14 protein-coding genes are annotated in these 19854 nt (G+C 36.9%); 7 read left to right on the forward strand and 7 right to left on the reverse strand.

Annotation, left to right across the window (positions count from 1 at the left end):
* Nucleotides 1-6: 6 nt before the first annotated feature.
* A complete protein-coding gene (locus FLAVO9AF_RS13160) occupies nt 7-1203 on the forward strand; it encodes an AbiH family protein (protein ID WP_159689670.1) in 1197 nt (398 codons plus the stop codon).
* Between the two features lie 250 nt (nt 1204-1453).
* On the opposite strand, the gene FLAVO9AF_RS13165 is transcribed toward FLAVO9AF_RS13160, so the two are convergent.
* Nucleotides 1454-2254, reverse strand: a complete 801-nt coding sequence (locus FLAVO9AF_RS13165; RefSeq protein WP_159689674.1) for a TIGR00266 family protein — start codon at nt 2252-2254, stop codon at nt 1454-1456.
* Nucleotides 2255-2410: 156 nt separating this feature from the next.
* Nucleotides 2411-3703 carry an aminopeptidase P family protein gene (locus tag FLAVO9AF_RS13170; RefSeq protein ID WP_159689677.1) on the reverse strand — a complete coding sequence of 431 codons (1293 nt, stop codon included), beginning with the start codon at nt 3701-3703 and terminating at the stop codon, nt 2411-2413.
* A 123-nt stretch (nt 3704-3826) separates the two neighbouring features.
* Between FLAVO9AF_RS13170 and FLAVO9AF_RS13175 the strand changes: the two genes are divergently transcribed.
* Nucleotides 3827-6451, forward strand: a complete 2625-nt coding sequence (locus FLAVO9AF_RS13175; RefSeq protein ID WP_159689682.1) for a glycosyl hydrolase — start codon at nt 3827-3829, stop codon at nt 6449-6451.
* A gap of 249 nt (nt 6452-6700) precedes the next feature.
* Here FLAVO9AF_RS13175 and aceA read toward each other — a convergent pair whose 3' ends face one another.
* Nucleotides 6701-7981 (reverse strand): isocitrate lyase, encoded by a 1281-nt coding sequence (aceA, locus tag FLAVO9AF_RS13180; RefSeq protein ID WP_159689685.1) that lies wholly within the window; start codon nt 7979-7981, stop codon nt 6701-6703.
* A gap of 359 nt (nt 7982-8340) precedes the next feature.
* Nucleotides 8341-9942, reverse strand: coding sequence for a malate synthase A (gene aceB, locus FLAVO9AF_RS13185; protein ID WP_159689690.1), 1602 nt, complete (start codon nt 9940-9942; stop codon nt 8341-8343).
* 120 nt (nt 9943-10062) lie between these two features.
* Here aceB and FLAVO9AF_RS13190 point away from each other — a divergent pair, with 120 nt between their 5' ends.
* Complete coding sequence (locus tag FLAVO9AF_RS13190; RefSeq protein WP_159689693.1) at nt 10063-11544, forward strand: ImmA/IrrE family metallo-endopeptidase; 1482 nt, start codon at nt 10063-10065, stop codon at nt 11542-11544.
* Nucleotides 11545-11653: 109 nt separating this feature from the next.
* Here FLAVO9AF_RS13190 and FLAVO9AF_RS13195 read toward each other — a convergent pair whose 3' ends face one another.
* Nucleotides 11654-13015 carry a hydroxymethylglutaryl-CoA synthase family protein gene (locus tag FLAVO9AF_RS13195; RefSeq protein WP_159689696.1) on the reverse strand — a complete coding sequence of 454 codons (1362 nt, stop codon included), beginning with the start codon at nt 13013-13015 and terminating at the stop codon, nt 11654-11656.
* A gap of 348 nt (nt 13016-13363) precedes the next feature.
* On the opposite strand from FLAVO9AF_RS13195, the gene FLAVO9AF_RS13200 reads away from it, so the two are divergent.
* From FLAVO9AF_RS13200 to FLAVO9AF_RS13215, 4 genes are all read left to right on the forward strand, one after another.
* Nucleotides 13364-14029: a succinate dehydrogenase cytochrome b subunit gene (locus FLAVO9AF_RS13200; protein WP_159689699.1), complete on the forward strand. Its 666-nt coding sequence runs from the start codon at nt 13364-13366 to the stop codon at nt 14027-14029.
* Nucleotides 14030-14041: 12 nt separating this feature from the next.
* Nucleotides 14042-16051, forward strand: a complete 2010-nt coding sequence (locus FLAVO9AF_RS13205) for a fumarate reductase/succinate dehydrogenase flavoprotein subunit (RefSeq protein ID WP_159689702.1) — start codon at nt 14042-14044, stop codon at nt 16049-16051.
* A 6-nt stretch (nt 16052-16057) separates the two neighbouring features.
* A complete protein-coding gene (locus tag FLAVO9AF_RS13210) occupies nt 16058-16819 on the forward strand; it encodes a succinate dehydrogenase/fumarate reductase iron-sulfur subunit (RefSeq protein WP_159689705.1) in 762 nt (253 codons plus the stop codon).
* Nucleotides 16820-16952: 133 nt separating this feature from the next.
* On the forward strand, nt 16953-17717 hold the full coding sequence (locus tag FLAVO9AF_RS13215) for an amidohydrolase (protein WP_159689708.1): 765 nt from the start codon (nt 16953-16955) through the stop codon (nt 17715-17717).
* Nucleotides 17718-17735: 18 nt separating this feature from the next.
* Here FLAVO9AF_RS13215 and FLAVO9AF_RS13220 read toward each other — a convergent pair whose 3' ends face one another.
* Together FLAVO9AF_RS13220 and FLAVO9AF_RS13225 are read right to left on the reverse strand one after the other, a co-directional pair.
* Nucleotides 17736-18167, reverse strand: coding sequence for a cytochrome c oxidase assembly factor Coa1 family protein (locus tag FLAVO9AF_RS13220; RefSeq protein ID WP_159689711.1), 432 nt, complete (start codon nt 18165-18167; stop codon nt 17736-17738).
* Between the two features lie 5 nt (nt 18168-18172).
* Nucleotides 18173-19840 carry an Ig-like domain-containing protein gene (locus FLAVO9AF_RS13225; RefSeq protein ID WP_159689714.1) on the reverse strand — a complete coding sequence of 556 codons (1668 nt, stop codon included), beginning with the start codon at nt 19838-19840 and terminating at the stop codon, nt 18173-18175.
* Between the last annotated feature and the right edge of the window lie 14 nt (nt 19841-19854).

Below are 19854 nucleotides of genomic sequence, written 5' to 3' on the forward strand. Positions count from 1 at the left end.
TTTTATATGAGTAAAATTTTAATTACAGGAAATGGATTTGATTTGTTTCATCATTTACCTACAAAATACCATCATTTTATTTCAATAATGAAAACTATTGAAAACCAAAATTATGATAGGATGTTGCTCTTTGAAGATATATTTGGAAAATCCTTTAAAGTTGATTTTCCAAATGATTTTAATTTAATTGTTGAAAATTATAATACTGATGAAATTATATTTGATTTTAATAAAGTTAATGAATTAAGCAATTTATTGAATGTTAATCCTTGGTATAAGTATTTTAAAAATGTTTTAGAAGTTGACACTTGGATTGATTTTGAAATTGAAATTGAGGTCGTTTTAAATCAATTATCTATTTTTAATAAGTATGATGATAAAAGTATAATAAGAAGCAATAGATTCAGAGACCCTCTGATGAAAGAAACAGATTTTGATTTATTTGATTTAATTAAACATCAGGCAAGTAGCTGTTTCACTATAAATGAAAAGTATATTAATAATAGAAAAGGTTCTATTGATGTAAAAGGGATACTTGCAGATTTGATTTCATCTTTTGAAGAATTTATTTTAATTTTTAACCGTTACCTTAAAGATGTTGTTGGAAATTTTTATGACGCTACAAAAAGTAAAGTAAATCTTCCTTTTCATTTGTTAGATCATATCTATACATTTAATTATACTCCCACTTTAGAGAGATTATACAATATTGCAACCTTAAAAATTACTTATCTACATGGCAAATTAGGAGAAGATACTACCCAAAATTTAGTTCTCGGAGTAAGTGAACTGCCTGAACAAATAAAAAACAGTAGAATTTTTGACTTTACTAAATACTATCAAAAAGTAAAGAAAAACTCTAATCTAAAATTTATTGATTTATCAAAAGTTGCTAAAAGCAATTTGAGTCAAACAGTCTTCTACATTATGGGGCATTCTTTAGATGAATCGGATAAGGAATATATATTTGATTTATTTGAGTATTTGAAACTTGATAAGCAAAAATGGTCAAAGATTTGTGTTTTTTGTTATAGTGAACAAGATAAAGAAAGTAAACTAAGGAATTTATTCAATATAATAGACAAGGATATTATTCTTGAAATGAATAAAACAGGTAGGCTATATTTTAGTTCGCTGACAAATGAAAATATTTCTAAAGAACTTGAAAAAGAACTTAGAGTTTATAAAATTACTTTTGGGTAAACAGCTCATATCTTGTTACTTTCAAAAATATTTTTCTAGAATTTTTGAGTTCAAAATGTAACCTAATAAAGCTAAATGTTGGTTTTTAGCCCCGATAGTAGCGAAAATCCTCTAGTGCCGGGGTTCGGTACTAGAGATTGTAGCGGATAGCGGGACGGCGTTTCCAAAAAATCCCTATGCTTACTGCTCCTAAAAAAAATACCCCAAAATTTGTTGTTTTGGGGTATGGTGTTTTGAAAAAATGCTGTTATTAAAAGCGGTTATCGCCGTCTAAAAGATTGCCGAGTCCGCCCAAAAGGCTACCTTCTTCACGGCTACTTCCGCCAGCTCTTGGGGCTGAAGCAATGATGCGATCGGCCAATCTGGAGAACGGAAGCGACTGAATGTACACTGTTCCAGGACCACGTAAAGTCGCGTAAAACAAGCCTTCTCCACCGAAAAGAGAGTTTTTGATGCCGCCAATGAACTCGATATCATAATCGACATCTTGAGTGAAACCAACGATACAGCCGGTGTCAACTTTTAGGATTTCGCCAGGTTGTAATTCTTTTTTGGCTAAAGTTCCGCCTGAATGTACAAAAGCCATTCCGTCGCCTTCTAGTTTTTGCATGATGAAACCCTCGCCGCCAAAAAGTCCTGTGCCTAATTTTTTGGAGAATTCAATACCCACGGCTACGCCTTTGGCAGCACAAAGGAAAGCATTCTTTTGGCAAATGAATTTTCCGCGAAATTGTTTCAAATCAATGGGAATGATTTTTCCGGGATAGGGCGAGGCAAAGGAGACTTTGCTTTTGTTGTAATTTTGATTGATAAATGCCGTCATGAACAGGCTTTCTCCTGTTAAAACTCTTTTTCCTGCGCTTAGTAGTTTGCCAAACAAACCCGTTTGTTCCTGTGAACCGTCTCCGAAAATGGTTTCCATTTGGATGCCATTGTCCATCATCATAAAACTTCCCGCCTCGGCAATGACAATTTCTTGTGGGTCGAGTTCTATTTCTACATATTGCATTTCTTCACCATAAATATGGTAGTCTATTTCGTGTGCTATCATGATTTTGTGTTTTACCGTTTAGGGAATTAGTAAGTGGTTAAATTGAAATGTTACATTTTTTGACGTAAAAAAAACGGCATCCAAAATAGATGCCGTTTGTTGTTTAGGGTTTTTGATGTACAATTTCGCTTCAATTTGCGAATTTGCGGTTGAACTTTAAGCGTTCATTAAACTTTCGATTTCGTCTACTTCTATCGGTATGTTGCGCATCAAATTGAATGGTTCACCTGATTTTTGAATCACCACGTCGTCTTCAATTCGGATACCGAAACCTTCGGCAGGAATATAAATTCCAGGTTCTACGGTGAACACCATATTGGCTTCCATCGGTTCGTGGAGCAATCCATAATCGTGTGTGTCGAGTCCCATATGGTGAGAAGTTCCGTGCATAAAATATTTTTTGTAAGCTGGCCAATCAGGATTTTCGTTTTGAACGTCGGCTTTGTCAATCAGACCTAAACCTAATAATTCGGAAGTCATAATTTTGCCCACTTCTACGTGATATTGTTTCCAAAGTGTACCTGGCGTAAGCATTTTTGTTGCTTCGTTTTTTACTCGAAGTACTGCGTTGTACACCGCTTTTTGTCTTTCTGAATAGCGACCAGAAACTGGTATGGTACGGGTTAAGTCGCTTGAATAATTGGCGTATTCCGCCGCTACATCTAGCAACAATAAATCGCCCGCTTTGCATTGTTGGTTGTTTTCGATGTAATGCAATACATTGGCATTATTTCCTGAAGCGATAATGGGTGTGTAGGCAAAACCTTTAGAACGGTTGCGAATGAACTCGTGAATCAATTCGGCTTCTACCTCATATTCCATCACGTTGGGTTTCACAAAAGAAAGCAAACGACGGAACCCTTTCTCGGTAATGTTGCACGCTTGTTGGATTAAATCGATTTCTTCGGTTTCTTTTATGGAGCGAATGCGTTGCAAAATTGGGTTGCTTTTGGCTACCGTATGTGCAGGATATTGTGCTTTCCATTTTTTGATAAAACGGTCTTCGCGAGTTTCTGTTTCTACGGCTGAACGATAGTGTTCGTTGGTGTTGATGTACATCACTTCGGCATACATCATAATTTCTTTCAAGGTTTTGTCAAAATCTTGTAGCCAGAAAACTGTTTTGATTCCTGATACCTGAAACGCACGTTCTTTGGTTAGTTTTTCTCCTTCCCAAATCGCAATGTGCTCATTGGTTTCTCTCAAGAAAAGGATTTCTTTCAAGTGTTCGTAAGGCGCATCTGGGAACAATAACAAAATGCTTTCTTCTTGATCTACACCGGATAAATAGAAAATATCTCTATGTTGCGCAAATGGTAAAGTGCTATCGGCAGAAACAGGATATATGTCGTTTGAATTAAAAACTGCAACGCTTTTCGGTTTCATTTGAGCAGTGAATTTTTCTCTATTTTTTACAAAAAGGCCACTGTTTATTTGATGATATTTCATAACAACCAATTATTTATTAGTAATACTCAAAAATAGTAACTTTAGTAGAAACGGGTGTTAATTTGGGTATAAAATTTTTGTGTCTCTATTTTAATGCTTAATTTTCGTTCAAAATTTACGCAAATGAAAAAAATAGCCTTCCTAATTTCTGCTTTGACCTTTAGTGTTTCCTGGGGACAAAACGGTACTACTACCACAACGCCTTCTTTGTTTCAGGAGTTGACTTTGCAAAATGTTGGACCCACAGTAATGAGTGGACGCGTAGTTGACGTGGCGGTAAATCCTGAGAATCCAATTGAATTTTATGTAGCTTATGCTTCAGGTGGGTTGTGGTATTCGAATACGAATGGTTTGCGAATGGAACCAGTGATGGATACCTCGCCTACACTAAATTGTGGTTCTGTCTTTGTGGATTGGAAATCAGGAATGATTCTGGTAGGTACAGGAGAAATCAATTCTTCGAGATCTTCTTATGCAGGGATAGGTTTGTTGCAATCATTTGACAAAGGGAAGACCTGGAAAAATATAGGATTGACCGACAGTCATCATATCAGTAAAATTTTGGTTAACCCAAAAAACAGCCAAGAAATTGTTGTTGGAGTAGCGGGACATTTGTATACCAAAAACAAGGAAAGAGGTATTTTTAAAACAACCGATGGTGGAAATTCGTGGCAACAAGTGTTGTTTGTAAATGACGAAACCGGAGTGATTGATATGGCTGTGACCGAAAATAATTTTGACATTATGTACGCCAGTGCCTGGCAGAAAGACAGAAAAGCGCATAATTTCAATGGAAACGGAAAAGCTTCTGGTATTTATAAAAGTACCGATGCAGGATCGACTTGGCAGTTGGTTTCTACCCCAGAAAGCGGCTTTCCTTCGGATGAATTCGTCGGACGTATTGGATTATCAGCTTTTACTTCAGACATTATATATGCGGTGATGGACAATCAAAAAATGCGTCCTTCGGCTAAAAAAGAAAAAGATCCCAACGATGAAGATCCCGAGGTAATTGGAGCTGAAGTTTTTAAGTCCATTAATGGAGGGAAAACTTGGGTAAAAACCAATACGAGCTTTATTGATGATTTTTACTCTAGTTATGGCTATTATTTTGGTGACATCACGGTAGATCCAAAAAACCAAGAACGCATTTATATAACGGGTGTTCCGTTGTTGTTTTCAGATAATGGAGGCAAAACATTTCAAGCTATTGATGGTGACAATGTACACTCCGATCATCACGTGGTTTGGATCAATCCTAATAATCCGAATCATTTGGTTAACGGAAATGACGGTGGTTTGAATATTACCTATGACAACGGAAAATCGTGGCAGTTATGCAACAGTATACCAGTGGGACAGTTTTATGCCGTGAATGTCGACGAACAAGAACCGTATAATATTTATGGAGGTTTGCAGGATAATGGCGTTTGGGTTGGAGCGAGTAATTACAATGCTTCTATTGGTTGGCAACAAGAAGGGAAATATCCGTATTCCAGATTAATGGGAGGCGATGGGATGCAAATCCAAATTGATAAGCGCAATCCAAATATTGTTTTTACAGGCTACCAATACGGAAGTTACTACCGCATCAATCGTGCGGATGAATCTAAAAGTAAATTCATTGCACCGAAAGCCAAAAAAGGAGATAAACCTTATCGATACAATTGGCAATCGCCTATTTTATTGTCATCTCACAATCAAGACATTTTGTATTTAGGGTCTAATTTTTTACACCGTTCTATGAATCAAGGGGATACTTGGACGGCCATTTCGCCGGATTTAACTCAGGGAGGTAAACAAGGAAATGTGGCTTTTGGAACGTTGACCACTATCAGCGAAAGTCCTTTCGAGTTTGGAGTGTTGTATACCGGTAGCGATGATGGTTTAGTGCAATTCAGTAATAACGGTGGAGCGAGTTGGAAAGTGATTTCTACTACTTTGCCACAAAACCTTTGGGTAAGTAGAGTAGTGGCTTCTGCCCACAAAAAAGAACGCGTTTATGTAACGCTCAATGGGTACCGAAATGACGATTTTACCAGTTATGTATATGTTTCAGAAGATGCAGGACAAACTTGGAAAAGTATTGCAAACAATCTTCCTGCAAGTCCAGTCAATGTGATTTTAGAAGACAGTATTTTGGATAGTGTGTTGTATGTAGGAACTGATAATGGTTTGTACATTTCTGTAGATGGCGGAGCTTCTTGGCAAGATTTTTCAAACGGAATGCCTCCTGTAGCAGTGCACGATTTGGTGATTCAAAAGAAAGCCAAAGATTTAATTGTGGGGACACACGGTCGTTCTGTATATAAAGTGAGTTTGAAACAAGTACAAGAATTGAAAAAGGAGGTTTTAGACAAAACTCTTTATGTGTATGAAGTCAAAAGCACAACCAAATCCGAAAGATGGGGTTCGAAACGTGGCGCTTGGGGTGACGAGTTTATTCCAAAAAATGAGCTTTGGTTTTATACCAATTCCACTGGAAATGTAAGCGTTCAATTAGAAAACTCTTCTAAAGAAATCGTGTATTCAACCACTGTTGCTGCCCAAAAAGGATTGAACAAAGTGGTGTATGATTTAGCAATCGACAAAGCTGCGGCCGACAAATGGATGGCAAAAGATAAAAAGCTAAAAATAACGCCTGCTAAAAACGGCAAGTATTATTTGCCAGTAGCTAAATATATTTGGAGCCTTGCAAAAGACAAAGAGAAAGCAACAACACCTTTCGAAATAGTTGCGCCTAAATAAAACGCGGTTTATAATAAAAACAAATTTGACAATCCGTTACTTGAACCAATAATAAAAATGGCACGCAGATGACGTAGATTTAAACGGATTTTTATATACAAATCAGCGAAAATACGTACTATCCGTGTCATCCGTGTTCCATTCTTGGTACACATAGCGGAAGTCAAAAAAAACAAAAGGCACGATTCCAAGTTGGTTTCGTGCCTTTTTTTGGCAAACATCTTTAGCAATTAATCTTCTAAAATATTTTTAAAATTGTGCCACTTCTGTCGAATCTTTCATTGCGGTTGTAGAAGCTTTTCCGGTAGTAACCGTATTTTGAACGGCGTCAAAATAGCTCGTTCCCACAAAACCTTGGTGTTTTACGGCTCTAAAACCGTGTTGTTGCAAAGCAAATTCTCTTTCTTGTAATTCAGAGTAGCCCGCCATACCTCTTTCTTTGTAAGCTTTAGACAATTCAAACATACTCGTGTTCAAAGCGTGGAATCCAGCCAAAGTAATGAATTGGAATTTATACCCCATAGCCGCCAAGTCTTCTCTAAAGGTTTCCATTTCAGCAACTGATAGTTTCGCCGCCCAGTTGAACGAAGGCGAACAGTTGTAAGCCAACATTTTTCCTGGATATTTCGCGTGAATCGCATCGGCAAATTGTTTAGCGTAAGCCAAATCAGGATTACTCGTTTCCATCCAAATCAAGTCCGCATAAGGTGCATAACTCAACCCACGGTCAATACCTTGCTCCACGCCACAGTTTACGTAAAAGAAACCTTCGTCTGTTTTTTCTCCCGTGATGAATTTGGCATCCCTTGGGTCGATATCGCTCGTCAATAAGTTCGCAGCATCTGCATCGGTTCTTGCTACAATCAGGGTTGGTGTTCCCATTACGTCGGCAGCCAAACGCGCAGCGATTAATTTATTGATGGCTTCTTGCGTAGGAACCAAAACTTTTCCACCCAAGTGGCCACATTTTTTAGCAGAACTCAATTGGTCTTCAAAGTGTACACCCGCTGCACCTGATTCAATCATCGATTTCATCAATTCAAAAGCGTTCAAGTTTCCTCCAAAACCTGCTTCAGCATCGGCTACAATCGGAACTAAATAGTCTTTTTTATCTGCGGTTTTGTTCACCACTTGAATTTGGTCAGCACGCAACAAAGCGTTGTTGATTCTTTTTACAACCAACGGAACACTGTTGGCAGGATACAACGATTGGTCAGGATACATTTCGCCTGCCACATTCGCATCAGCCGCCACTTGCCAGCCGCTCAAGTAAATCGCTTCTAGTCCAGCTTCCACTTCTTGAATGGCTTGATTACCAGTCAATGCGCCTAATCCGGCAACAAAATCCTGTGATTTCAATCTGTTCCAAAGTTTCGTAGCGCCCATTCTAGCGATACTGTGTTCAATTTGATACGAACCTTGCAATTGTACCACTTCTTCAGCGGTGTAAGGACGTTCGATGCCTTCCCATCTTGGGTTCGTTAACCAATCGGTTACTAATTCTTGAATGCGTGTCTCGGTGGTTTTCATAATTTTTGATTTAAGTTTTTTGGTTTTTTATTTTGGTTTGTTTTGATTTCAATAATTGAAAAAGGTATTTTCAGGAGCGGCAATCAAAGGGCTTTTTCAGGAAGTATGGTTCCCGCTCTCCGTTATATCTCTGTCCTCGCTCGTTCGCGAGTCCAGAGGATGCCACTGCTATCGGGGCTAAAAGCCAGCACAGTGAATTCTTGTTAGTAATAGCCAATCACGAAGTACTAGAAACGTACACCCAACGGCTAAGAACTAGCACTAAGTTCTAAGGACTATTGACTAATCACTAGAAACAAAAAGCTAACGACTAAGAGCTATCCACTAATTACTAAGGACTAATCACTAAGTACTACTCACTACAAATACTTATATCCCGGTATCGTCAAGAACTCTACAAATTTTTTGTTCACTACCAGTTGGTCTAGTAATTTTTCTGCCAAGATGTAGTTTTCCTCCTCGTGTGCTTGGTCGCCCACTTGCTTTCTGATTTTTTCATATTCCTCCAAAGCAATGCGGTGGTACAATTTGGTCGTTAATTTTTCACCCGAATCCAACGTCACTTCATTTTGAAGCCATTGCCACAATTGAGACCTTGAGATTTCGGCTGTGGCGGCATCTTCCATCAAGTGGTGAATCGCTGCAGCGCCTTGACCGTTTAACCAAGAAGTGATGTACAGCACGGCTACATTTACGTTTTTGCGAATCCCTTCTTCGGTAATGGTGCCCACTGGAATTTGCAACAAATCAGCCTCAGTAATGTGCAAATCCGCTCTTTTGATGTGAATATGATTTTTGGTCATCATATTTTCATTAAACACTTTCATCGCTATCGGAACCAAATCAGGATGCGCTACCCAAGTCCCGTCGTGTCCGTTTCTCGCTTCTCTTTCCTTGTCTGCAATTACTTTTTTGAAGGCGATTTCGTTAGCTTCAGGGTCATTCTTAATCGGAATTTGTGCTGCCATTCCGCCCATTGCGTGAATGTTGCGTTTGTGACAACGCTGAATCACCAATTTAGAATAAGCGTTCATAAAAGGCGAAGTCATAGTAACTTGGTCGCGGTTCGGAACGATAAAAGCAGGATTATTTCTGAATTTTTTGATGTATGAAAAAATGTAATCCCAACGCCCGCAGTTCAAGCCTACGATATGGTCTCTTAATTCGTAGATGATTTCGTCCAACTGAAAACTGGCGGTTATCGTTTCAATCAAAACCGTTGCTTTAAACGTACCGTGTTGCTCGCCAAGGTATTCTTGTGCAAATTCAAACACTTCGTTCCACCATCTGGCTTCCAAATAATGTTCTAGTTTGGGTAAGTAAAAATAAGGAGCCGAACCGTTTCTGGCCAATTGGTCGTGATTGTGAAAAGCATACAAGCCAAAGTCAATCAAAGAGCCAGAAGCTTCTTCGTCTTCTATCAAGATGTGCTTTTCATTCAAATGCAATCCTCTTGGACGCACAATCAAAACGGCTGTTTTTTCTTTTAGTGCATATTTTTTATTGCGTAAAGGGTCGTCAAGTGTTATGGTTTTGTTTACGGCATCTTTTAGGTTTTGTTGCCCTTCCATTATGTTGTTCCAAGTAGGCGAAGTACTGTCTTCAAAATCGGCCATAAAAGTTTTCGCACCTGAGTTCAACGCGTTAATCACCATTTTTCTATCTACTGGTCCAGTGATTTCCACTCGTCTGTCGATTAAATCTTTTGGGATAGGAGCCGCTTGCCAGTTGCTTTCTCTAATGCTTTTGGTCTCCAAAGGAAAGGTGGGTAACACACCATTATCAAATTGGACTTGTTGTGCTTTACGTGCATCTAAAAGTTCCAATCGTTTAGCATTGAAATTTTCGTGCAAAGCTGTCAAAAAATCGATGGCTTCCTCAGTTAAAATGTTCTCGTGTTGTGCAATTTCTTCATTCAAAAATTGCCATTTTTTTTCGGTGGTTTCGGTTAGTGTTTTCATAACTAGTTCATTTTGATATTGCAATACTACAAAAAGTTTTTTACAAAACAAGCGAACGTTCGCAAAAAATGAAAAAAATATTTTTTGCGTATTTTGGTTTTTTAATTTATCTTTGATTTTATGAACATAGAGAAAGATTATATTAAGTTGATTTTTGGGCTTAAACTCAAGCAGGCTCGAATGAATAAGGATTTGTCTTTATTCGGTTTGGCGAAGATTACGGAGTTGTCCAAATCGTATTTGAACGAAATCGAAAAAGGAAAAAAATATCCCAAAACGGATAAAATTATTCTGTTGGCCGAAAAACTAGAGGTTTCTTATGACCAAATGGTGTCTTTGAAACTTGATAATAATCTGGCTCCTATTGGGGAAATATTGAAATCGGGTGTGTTGAAAGAAATTCCATTGGAATTGTTTGGCATCCAAGAAGCCGATTTAATTGACATTATTGCCAATGCGCCCGCAAAAGTGACGGCTTTTATCAGCACGATTATCGAAATTGCTCAACATTATAATCTTACACGTGAAAGTTTCTTTTTGGCGTCTCTGCGTTCCTATCAAGAAGCACACAACAACTATTTTGAAGATTTAGAAGAAAAGGTATTGTTATTCTGCAAAGCCTTTCACGTAGACGTAACTACAAATATTTCTATCGAGGAGTTAAAGGCGATTCTAAAAGAGGAATACGGCTATACCATCAAAGAATTGGTGTTTTCTGAGCAAGAAGAAATGGGTGATTTACGCTCTATTTATGTGCCTACGAGCAAAACCTTATTGCTTTCTGACGAAATTGATGAAGGGCAAAAGGCTTTTGTTTTGGCCAAAGAAATCGCTTATAATTTTATGGAAATCAAAGAGCGTTTGTATACGTTCAGTTGGATTAAATTCGACAATTTTGACCAAGTCTTGAATAATTTTTATGCGTCTTATTTTGCAGGAGCTTTGCTGTTGCCGAGACAAAATCTGATTGATGAATTGAATTTGTTTTTGGCTAAAGAAAATCCAAAACCACAAGAAATGGTCCAATTGATGACGCAATTCAACGTCTCGCCAGAATCCTTCTATCAGCGATTGACGAATATTTTGCCCAAGGATTTTAATTTGAAAAACTTATTTTTCTTGCGTTTGTCACACAAAATAGGCGCGGATACCTATCAAATCAAAAAGGAGCTACATATTACGAATCAGCAAGAGCCGCACGCCAACGAAATGAACGAGCATTACTGTCGCAGATGGGTGTCGATTAAAACTATTGAGCAATTGTTACAACAAGGCAAGACGCATTTTTTTGATGCGCAAGTGTCGCGTTACGAAAACAGCAGCAATGAATATTTAGTGTTTTCTTCGGCTACTCCTGATCCGTTTAAGAAAGATTGTTTGAGAAGTATTTCGGTGGGGATTTTAATCACGCCATCGGTAAAGAAAAAGTTCAAATTTTTAGAAGGCGATGTGGTGCCTAGGCAATTGGTAGGTGTTACCTGTGAAACTTGTGCGGTGAAAGATTGCCAAGAGCGCGCCTCCGAGCCCATTCATCTCAATCAAAAAATACGCAACGAAAACACTGAAGCCATCGTTCAGAAATATATGGCGAAGTTTAGTTAAAATGTACTTTCGTCTCGTGTTAGAAGTTGTGTAGTGTTTTTTGATACAGATTTCATTGCTTTGTTCCGAAACAAATCAATGAAATCTGTTTTTATTTACAATTTACATTCTACTCCACCCATTTGTAATAACGAGCGCCTAGTAAGTTGGGATTTTCGTTTTCGATACGATCCAAAATCCATTCGTTTTGTGGGGTGCGAATGGGTTGTTTTTGTTCCTTTTTGTGGAGTTTTTCGTAAGTTTCAAAATCTATGGCGACACTTTTTTCTAATGTTTCAAAAAGTGCCACGGGTTGCAAGGCTTTTTTCCATTCGGATTGAATGGTTCCCTCGAAAACTTTAGATTTAGAGCCACTTCCATAGGCTAAAAAGCCCATTTTTTCGTTGGTGATTTCAGTGTTGGTCTTTGAAAAATGCGCTAAAGTCGATAGCAATCCCATAAAAATAGAACCTGTATATAAGTTTCCAATTAAAGAGGAAGCGATTTCTGCAGGTTGCAATTTTTGACTCACAAAATCTTGATAAGCTGGTGTCTTGCTGATTTCTTTGAGTTTGTTTTGGTATTCTTCGGGCGTTTCGTTTCCGGTAATAATTGCTTCGGTTGCATCTAATGCATAAATTTCCGTCAACATACGTCGTCCTTGAAAGGCATACGGTAAGTGCATTACAATGCTTTTCCAGCTCTCATAAATCGTTTCAGAAGTATTTTTTTCTTTTTTGAAGGCAAAGTAAGCGTTTTTGGTACGATCCATATAACATTGGTTCGAATACTGTCCGTCAAAGACCGGTTGGTCTTTGTGAATTTCAATTTCTCCTTCCAAATTATCAAACCAAGCCTCGTTGTTGTTATTGCCTGTGATTTCTTGTTTTGAGATAGTTCTATAAGGTTTAAAAAAGTCAAATACCCCTTTCGTGCTTACGCCCCAATGATTCTCAAAAGCAATAATTCTTGGGTTAGCAGAGATGAGTAAGGCCACAGCTCCTGCACCTTGGGTGTATTCTCCTGTAGAGTTGAGGTCGTATTTGGCAAAATCCGTAGTGACAACAATGGCTTTTTTGGTGGGATTTAATTTTACAAAATCTAAGCAATTTTGTAGTGCATCCACACCTCCAATACAGGCAAAAGTAAAATCAACGGCATCGCAATGCGTTAAACAGTTTTCTCCAAATTTTTGTTCCATCAAGGCTACCAAAAACGAAGCGATGGGTTTTGAACTGTCGATTGCGCTTTCAGTTCCAACGTAAATTCTAGCAATGTCCTCTAAAGCTATTTTTTGGTCTTGGATGAGTTTTGTTAGGGCATTGGCGCCAAAAACTACAGTATCTTGATGGGTATCGGCGAGAGTCATATTGATCAATCCGAGTCCTTTTTGCAATTTTGCGGGTTCTATATTTCGAGCTTCTGCTAAGGTTTGTATGGGTAAGTGTATTTTGGCTACATCAAAGGATAGGGCGTCAATTCCGATTTTCATGGTATAAATTTTTCTATTGCAAAGGTAAAATGACAACGGGCAAATACAAGGTTTTTGGGGTATTATTGTGTTTTTGGGTTGCATTTTTTTTGATTAAAAGCAAAATAAAAAGCTTTGTTAGTAAATCTGTAATTTTAGTTTCTTTTTGGTCGAAAATACTGTAGATATGGTAATTGTATTTTTTTTCTTTTTTTAAGTTTTGTTTAGAGTATAACGCCTAAAAATAACTGAAAAACAGTAGGATATTAAACACTTTAAAATCATTATAAATAAAGCAAAAAAGGTTGTGGTTCATGAGTAATTCGCTTATTTTTGTGTGAAATTTTTAATAATCTATATAAAAACATTATGGCACAAACTGCATTGTTAAAGTCTTCCATAGCCAGAAAAGTGGCGATGGCACTTTCGGGGCTTTTCTTAATTACTTTCTTGTCATTGCATTTTTTTATTAATATGATATCGGTTTTTAGTGCGGATACTTTTAATGCAATGTCTCACTTTATGGGTTACAATCCATTGATTCAATTTGTTATGCAGCCTATTTTGATTGCAGGTGTAATTTTTCACTTTGTAATGGGGATAGTTTTAGAATTGCAAAACAAAAAAGCAAGACCTGTAGCTTATGCCAAATATGATGGAGCAGCTAATGCTTCTTGGGCTTCTAGAAATATGATTATTTCTGGATTGGTGGTTTTGGCTTTCTTAGGATTGCACTTTTATGATTTCTGGGTACACGAAATTACCTATAAATATGTAGAGGTTGGTGCAATTAACGAAACTCGCTATTTTGAAGAATTGGTTCATAAATTCGAGAGTCCAGTACGTACAGGTATTTACGTTGGCGCTTTTGTATTATTGGCACTACACTTATGGCATGGTTTCAGTTCTTCTTTTCAATCAGTAGGATTCAATAACAAGTTTTCTTCTACTATTCAAAAATTAGGATATGCGTTCGCAATTGTGGTTCCTTTCGGATTCATTTTTATTGCTTTATTTCATCATTTTAATCATTAATATCAATCGATAATGAAACTAGATTCTAAAATACCAGAAGGTCACATTTCTCAAAAATGGACGGATTATAAAGATCACTTAAAATTAGTTGCTCCCAACAATCGCCCTAAGATTGATATTATTGTTGTTGGAACAGGACTTGCAGGAGCTTCTGCTGCGGCTTCATTTGCAGAAATGGGGTACAATGTAAAAGCATTCTGTTATCAAGATTCTCCTCGTCGTGCACACTCTATTGCTGCACAAGGGGGAATTAATGCTGCCAAAAACTACCAAAATGACGGAGATAGTACATTCCGTTTGTTTTACGATACCATCAAAGGAGGAGATTATAGAGCACGTGAAGCTAACGTTCACCGTTTAGCAGAAGTGTCAAGCAATATTATTGATCAATGTGTGGCTCAAGGAGTTCCTTTTGCACGTGATTATGGAGGATTGCTTGATAACCGTTCTTTTGGAGGAACTCAAGTACAACGTACGTTTTATGCAGCAGGACAAACTGGGCAACAATTGTTGCTAGGAGCCTATTCTGCTTTATCTAGACAAATTGGTCTTGGTAAAGTAGATATGTACAACCGTCACGAAATGCTTGAATTAGTAAAAGTAAATGGTAAAGCTCGTGGAATCATTGCACGTAACTTAGTAACTGGTGAATTAGAGCGTCACTCAGCTCACGCAGTAATCATAGCAACTGGAGGATACGGAAATGTGTATTTCCTTTCTACCAATGCTATGGGTTCTAACGTGACTGCAGGTTGGAAAATTCACAAACAAGGAGCTTTATTTGCTAACCCTTGTTATGTTCAAATTCACCCAACTTGTATTCCAGTTCATGGAACCAATCAATCTAAATTAACGTTGATGTCTGAGTCATTAAGAAACTCAGGGCGTATTTGGGTACCAAAGAAAAAAGAAGATGCTGAAGCGATTCGTGCGGGTAAATTAAAACCAACACAAATTGCAGAAGAAGATAGAGATTACTACTTAGAAAGAAAATACCCTGCATTTGGTAACTTAGTTCCTCGTGACGTTGCTTCTAGAGCAGCGAAAGAAGTTTGTGATGCTGGTCACGGAATTGAGGCTAACGATACTAATGAAGGAGTTTATTTGGATTTCTCTTCTGAGATTCAATCTAAAGGAAAACAGGTAGCTTACGCTAGAGGAAATCACAATCCATCTCAAGAGGAAATTACTTCGCTAGGGAAAAAATGGTTAGAGGAAAAATATGGTAACTTGTTTACTATGTATCAAAAAATCACTGACGAAAATCCATACGAAACGCCAATGAAGATTTATCCAGCGGTTCACTATACTATGGGTGGTGTTTGGGTTGATTATAACTTGCAATCTACAATTCCAGGTTGTTTCGTAGCTGGAGAAGCTAATTTCTCTGATCACGGTGCGAATCGTTTAGGAGCTTCTGCTTTGATGCAAGGTTTGGCAGATGGTTATTTTGTATTGCCTTACACTGTTTCTGATTATTTAGCTGATGATATTCGTACAGGAAAAATTTCTACTGATTTGCCAGAATTCGTTGAAGCTGAAAACAATGTGAAAGCAAGTATCGAAAAATTCTTGAACAATAACGGGACCAAAACTGTAGATCATTTCCACAAACGCTTAGGTTTGATTATGTGGAATAAAGTGGGTATGGGACGTAATGAAAAAGGATTGAAAGATGCTATTCAAGAAATTGCAGCCTTAAAAGAAGAATTCTACAAAGATGTTTTTGTACCAGGAAGTGCTGATGAATTGAATCCAGAATTAGAAAAAGCACTTCGTGTAGCTGATTTTATTGAATTGGGACAATTGATGGCAATTGATGCATTACAAAGAAAAGAATCTTGTGGTGGTCACTTCCGTGAGGAATATCAAGATGCTGAAGGTGAAACTCTTCGTGATGATGAAAACTTTAAGTTTGTTGGCGCATGGGAATATATGGGCTATGACATTAATCAAGAGGTACTTCACAAAGAAGAATTGAAATACGAGTTTATTAAAATAGCAGCTAGAAATTACAAATAGAAAATCATGAGCGCAGCAAAAAATATCAATATAAACCTTAAAATTTGGCGTCAAAAAAATGCTAAATCAAAAGGAAGCATGGAAAGTTATAAATTAGATAACGTTTCTACTGCCAGTTCGTTTTTGGAAATGTTAGACCAATTAAACGAGCAATTAGTTAACGAAAGAAAAGAACCTATCGCTTTTGACCACGACTGTCGTGAGGGAATCTGCGGAATGTGTTCTTTGTACATCAACGGACGTGCTCACGGACCAGACACAGGAATTACAACTTGTCAGTTGCACATGAGAATGTTCAACGATGGTGATACAATTTACATTGAACCGTGGAGAAGTGCTGCTTTTCCAGTAATCAAAGATTTAGTTGTAGATCGTTCTTCATTTGATAGAATCCAACAAGCGGGAGGTTTCGTTTCTGTAAATACTTCTGGTAGAACAATGGATGCGAATGCTATTCCAATCCCAAAACACGATGCAGATAGAGCTTTTGAAGCAGCAGCTTGTATTGGTTGTGGAGCTTGTGTAGCTACTTGTAAAAATGGTTCAGCGATGCTATTCGTTGGAGCTAAAGTTTCACAGTACGCACTTTTACCACAAGGAAAAGTTGAGGCTACCAACCGTGTATTGAATATGGTTCGTCAGATGGATGAAGAAGGATTTGGAAACTGTACTAACACTGGAGCTTGTGAAATAGAATGTCCAAAAGGAATTTCTTTAGAGAATATTGCTCGTATGAACAGAGAGTATTTATCAGCAAGTTTGAAATAATTCTAATTGTCTTTAAGGCAAAGAAGAAATTAAAAAAACGCATCCAAATGAATGGATGCGTTTTTTTATGTCTTGAATAGAGGGATTTTGTTTTGCTTATGTGTTTATAATCAATTTTTACTAAATTTAAATTATGAAAATAGCCATCCTACAAACTGCTTTAGTCTGGGAAAATCCAGCAGCGAATCGAATTCATTTTGAAGAAAAAATCAATTCGATTGATGAACCAGTTGACCTAATTGTATTGCCTGAAATGTTTACTTCAGGTTTTACTATGCGTCCTCATTTGGTAGCAGAACCGATGCTAGGCGAAACGATGGTGTGGTTGCAAAAGTTGGCTAAGGCAAAAAAAGCAGCCATCACTGGGAGTTTGGTTATTACTGAGAAAGGAAATTTCTATAACCGATTGGTGTTCGTTTTTCCTTCTGGAGAAATTAAGTTTTATGACAAAAGGCACTTGTTTACTTTGGCAGGAGAGGATAAAAAGTATACAGCAGGCAAAGAAAAAGTAATCATAGATTATTTGGGTTGGAAAATTTGCCCACTGATTTGTTATGATTTGCGTTTTCCTGTTTTTGCCCGAAATAGTGAAGAGTACGATGTGTTACTTTATGTAGCGAACTGGCCCAATACTCGAATTAACGCTTGGGACGCCTTACTCAAAGCTCGGGCGATTGAAAATATGTGTTATACTATTGGAGTGAATAGAATAGGAGTAGATGCCAATCACCATTTATACAACGGACATTCACAAGTACAAGATTATTTGGGTCGAGCCATTGTAGAACCACAAGAATCTGAAGGTGTTTTTATAGCTGCTTTAGAAAAAAGTGCATTATTGGAAACCAGACAAAAACTAGGTTTCTTGAATGATAAAGATGATTTTGAAATCAAGTAAATTGATTATGAATTCGTTTTATTCAATCACACTAATTACCGTTTTTGGGTTTTTACAGCGTATGCTTATCTTTTGAAAAATCCATTCGTTTCCTTTTTTGTTGGCTGTAAAATCCATTTTTCCTTGGTTATGATTTCCTTTGATTCGTATAGTCGATGTAATAGAGGTGTCGTTATTAGAATAAATAATATTGCCCTCCAAAATAGTTAACTTGTCGATGGCTTCAATAGTTCCAAAAGTGGATTTGCTTTTTGAATTCACATTGGCTATAGCAATCGCTTTTTCAAAAACTTTAGTATCGGAATAGGCTTTAATAAACTGAGGAGCTTCGTTATTTAAAACTGGAATAATAGTATAAAAAGTTAAAAATAGGATTGCAATTGTAGTTGGAAGTAGCCATTTCCAATTTCGTTTCGTCCAAGAATCACTATCAATTACATCATTGTTCATCGCTTCTATTTTTTCGTCTTCTTATCTTTATCCTCTTTCTTTTTAGATTCAGGAGTGTAAGGGATGCTGAGGTCAAAAGTTTCGTTGTCATTCCAATTTGCCCTGACATCTTTAATAACTTTCGAATAATAGATTACTTCTTCTGCTTGACGTTTTTCTAAATAATTTCCACTATCCCATTTTCTGTTTTTGTTGTCATCATAGATAACTCTTAGGATGTAATCTTTAGGTTCAAGGAAATTAAATTCAATTTTTGTATTTTTTTCGGAGTAATCGTGAGCAAGTATTTCTCCTTTTTCATTTGTTAGTTCAATAATTATTGGAAAACGTTTAACATTTTGCAAATCAACAATTAAATTTCCATAATCACTTTCGCTTCGGGTTTCTAATTTATAGGTCAAGGTATCATTTGATTTCTCAAAAAAGTCAGTCAATGCTCCTGGTAATAACTGAATTTGGTACTTTTCTGAAGTGTTTTTTGGAAAGTTTAAAACTAACTTTTGATTAAAATCGTCATAATTAGTTGTGAACTCGGTGTTTTTTGTTTTGCTGTCTTTTATAGAAATTTTGCTCTTATCAATTTTAACTAATGGTGTGGAGGATTCTAAAGTGAATTCATCTCTCATATTCAAAATCCCGGTCTGAACAGCACTGATGCTTAAAGTATCCTTTTTCTGATTTTTGATTTTCACACTAAAATCGTTTGCATAGCTTTCTTTCTTGATATTTAATAGCAAAGAGTCTGCTTTTATAGGTTTGTACCATACTTGAAGCGAATCTTTTTTTGGAAACTGCGTAACAATACTTTCTAGAATTTGATTGTTATTTTTTAAGATGATTTTAGGTTTAGATTTTGAAAAATCTTGCTTTCCCTCATACCCAATTGCTATTTTGTTCCCTGAAACTTGAGAAGGTTTTAAAGCTTTAAAAGGAAGTACTTCTTTGAATAATTCAATTTCGTAAACAGTATCATTTGGGATGGTTATGAATTGTTTGTGAAACCCAATTTTTTCTGTTTTCGGATTGAATTTATTGTTGTTATTACGGTCTTTCATCGCTACCAAAAGGTATTTTCCTGCCTTTAGATTTTCTAAACGAAACGTCTTTAAACTATCCAATGTATTGGTAATGTATCTTGGTGCACTAGTGTATACTACTGAATCTTTGAATTTTTCATTCACTTCATACAGCATTACAGAAACAAACGATTCTACTTCTCTATCAAGAGCGTCTTTCACTCTACCACCAAGAGCAAGCGAATCGATATAAGGTCCCGTAGAGAAAACATACTTGAATTGGTTCAAAGGATTGCCTTCGTTGTTGTCGGTAATACTTTGTCCAAAATTAAAACTATAGGTTGTATTGGGTTGTAAAGTGTCTTTGATTTGAATAGTGAGGTATTTCGTTACAGTAGACGGAATAATCAACGGCTCATTTTTCATTGGTGGAGAAACGATGAGTTGTTTTTCTAGTCCTTTTAGTTTGATATATTCATCAAAAGTAAGTTTGATTTGATTGCCTTTAAAATTGGTGCTAAAATTTTCTGGGAAACTAATCTTAAGTGTTGGGGCAATGGTATCTTTTAAACCACCTGTGATACTTCCTTTTTTGGCACAGCCAATACAAACGAAAAGAAAAAGGAACAAAAGAAAACGGTAGTTGGATTGCGACATATCAGTTTAACATT

It is taken from the genome of Flavobacterium sp. 9R, from assembly GCF_902506345.1.
Classification (GTDB): Bacteria; Bacteroidota; Bacteroidia; order Flavobacteriales; family Flavobacteriaceae; genus Flavobacterium.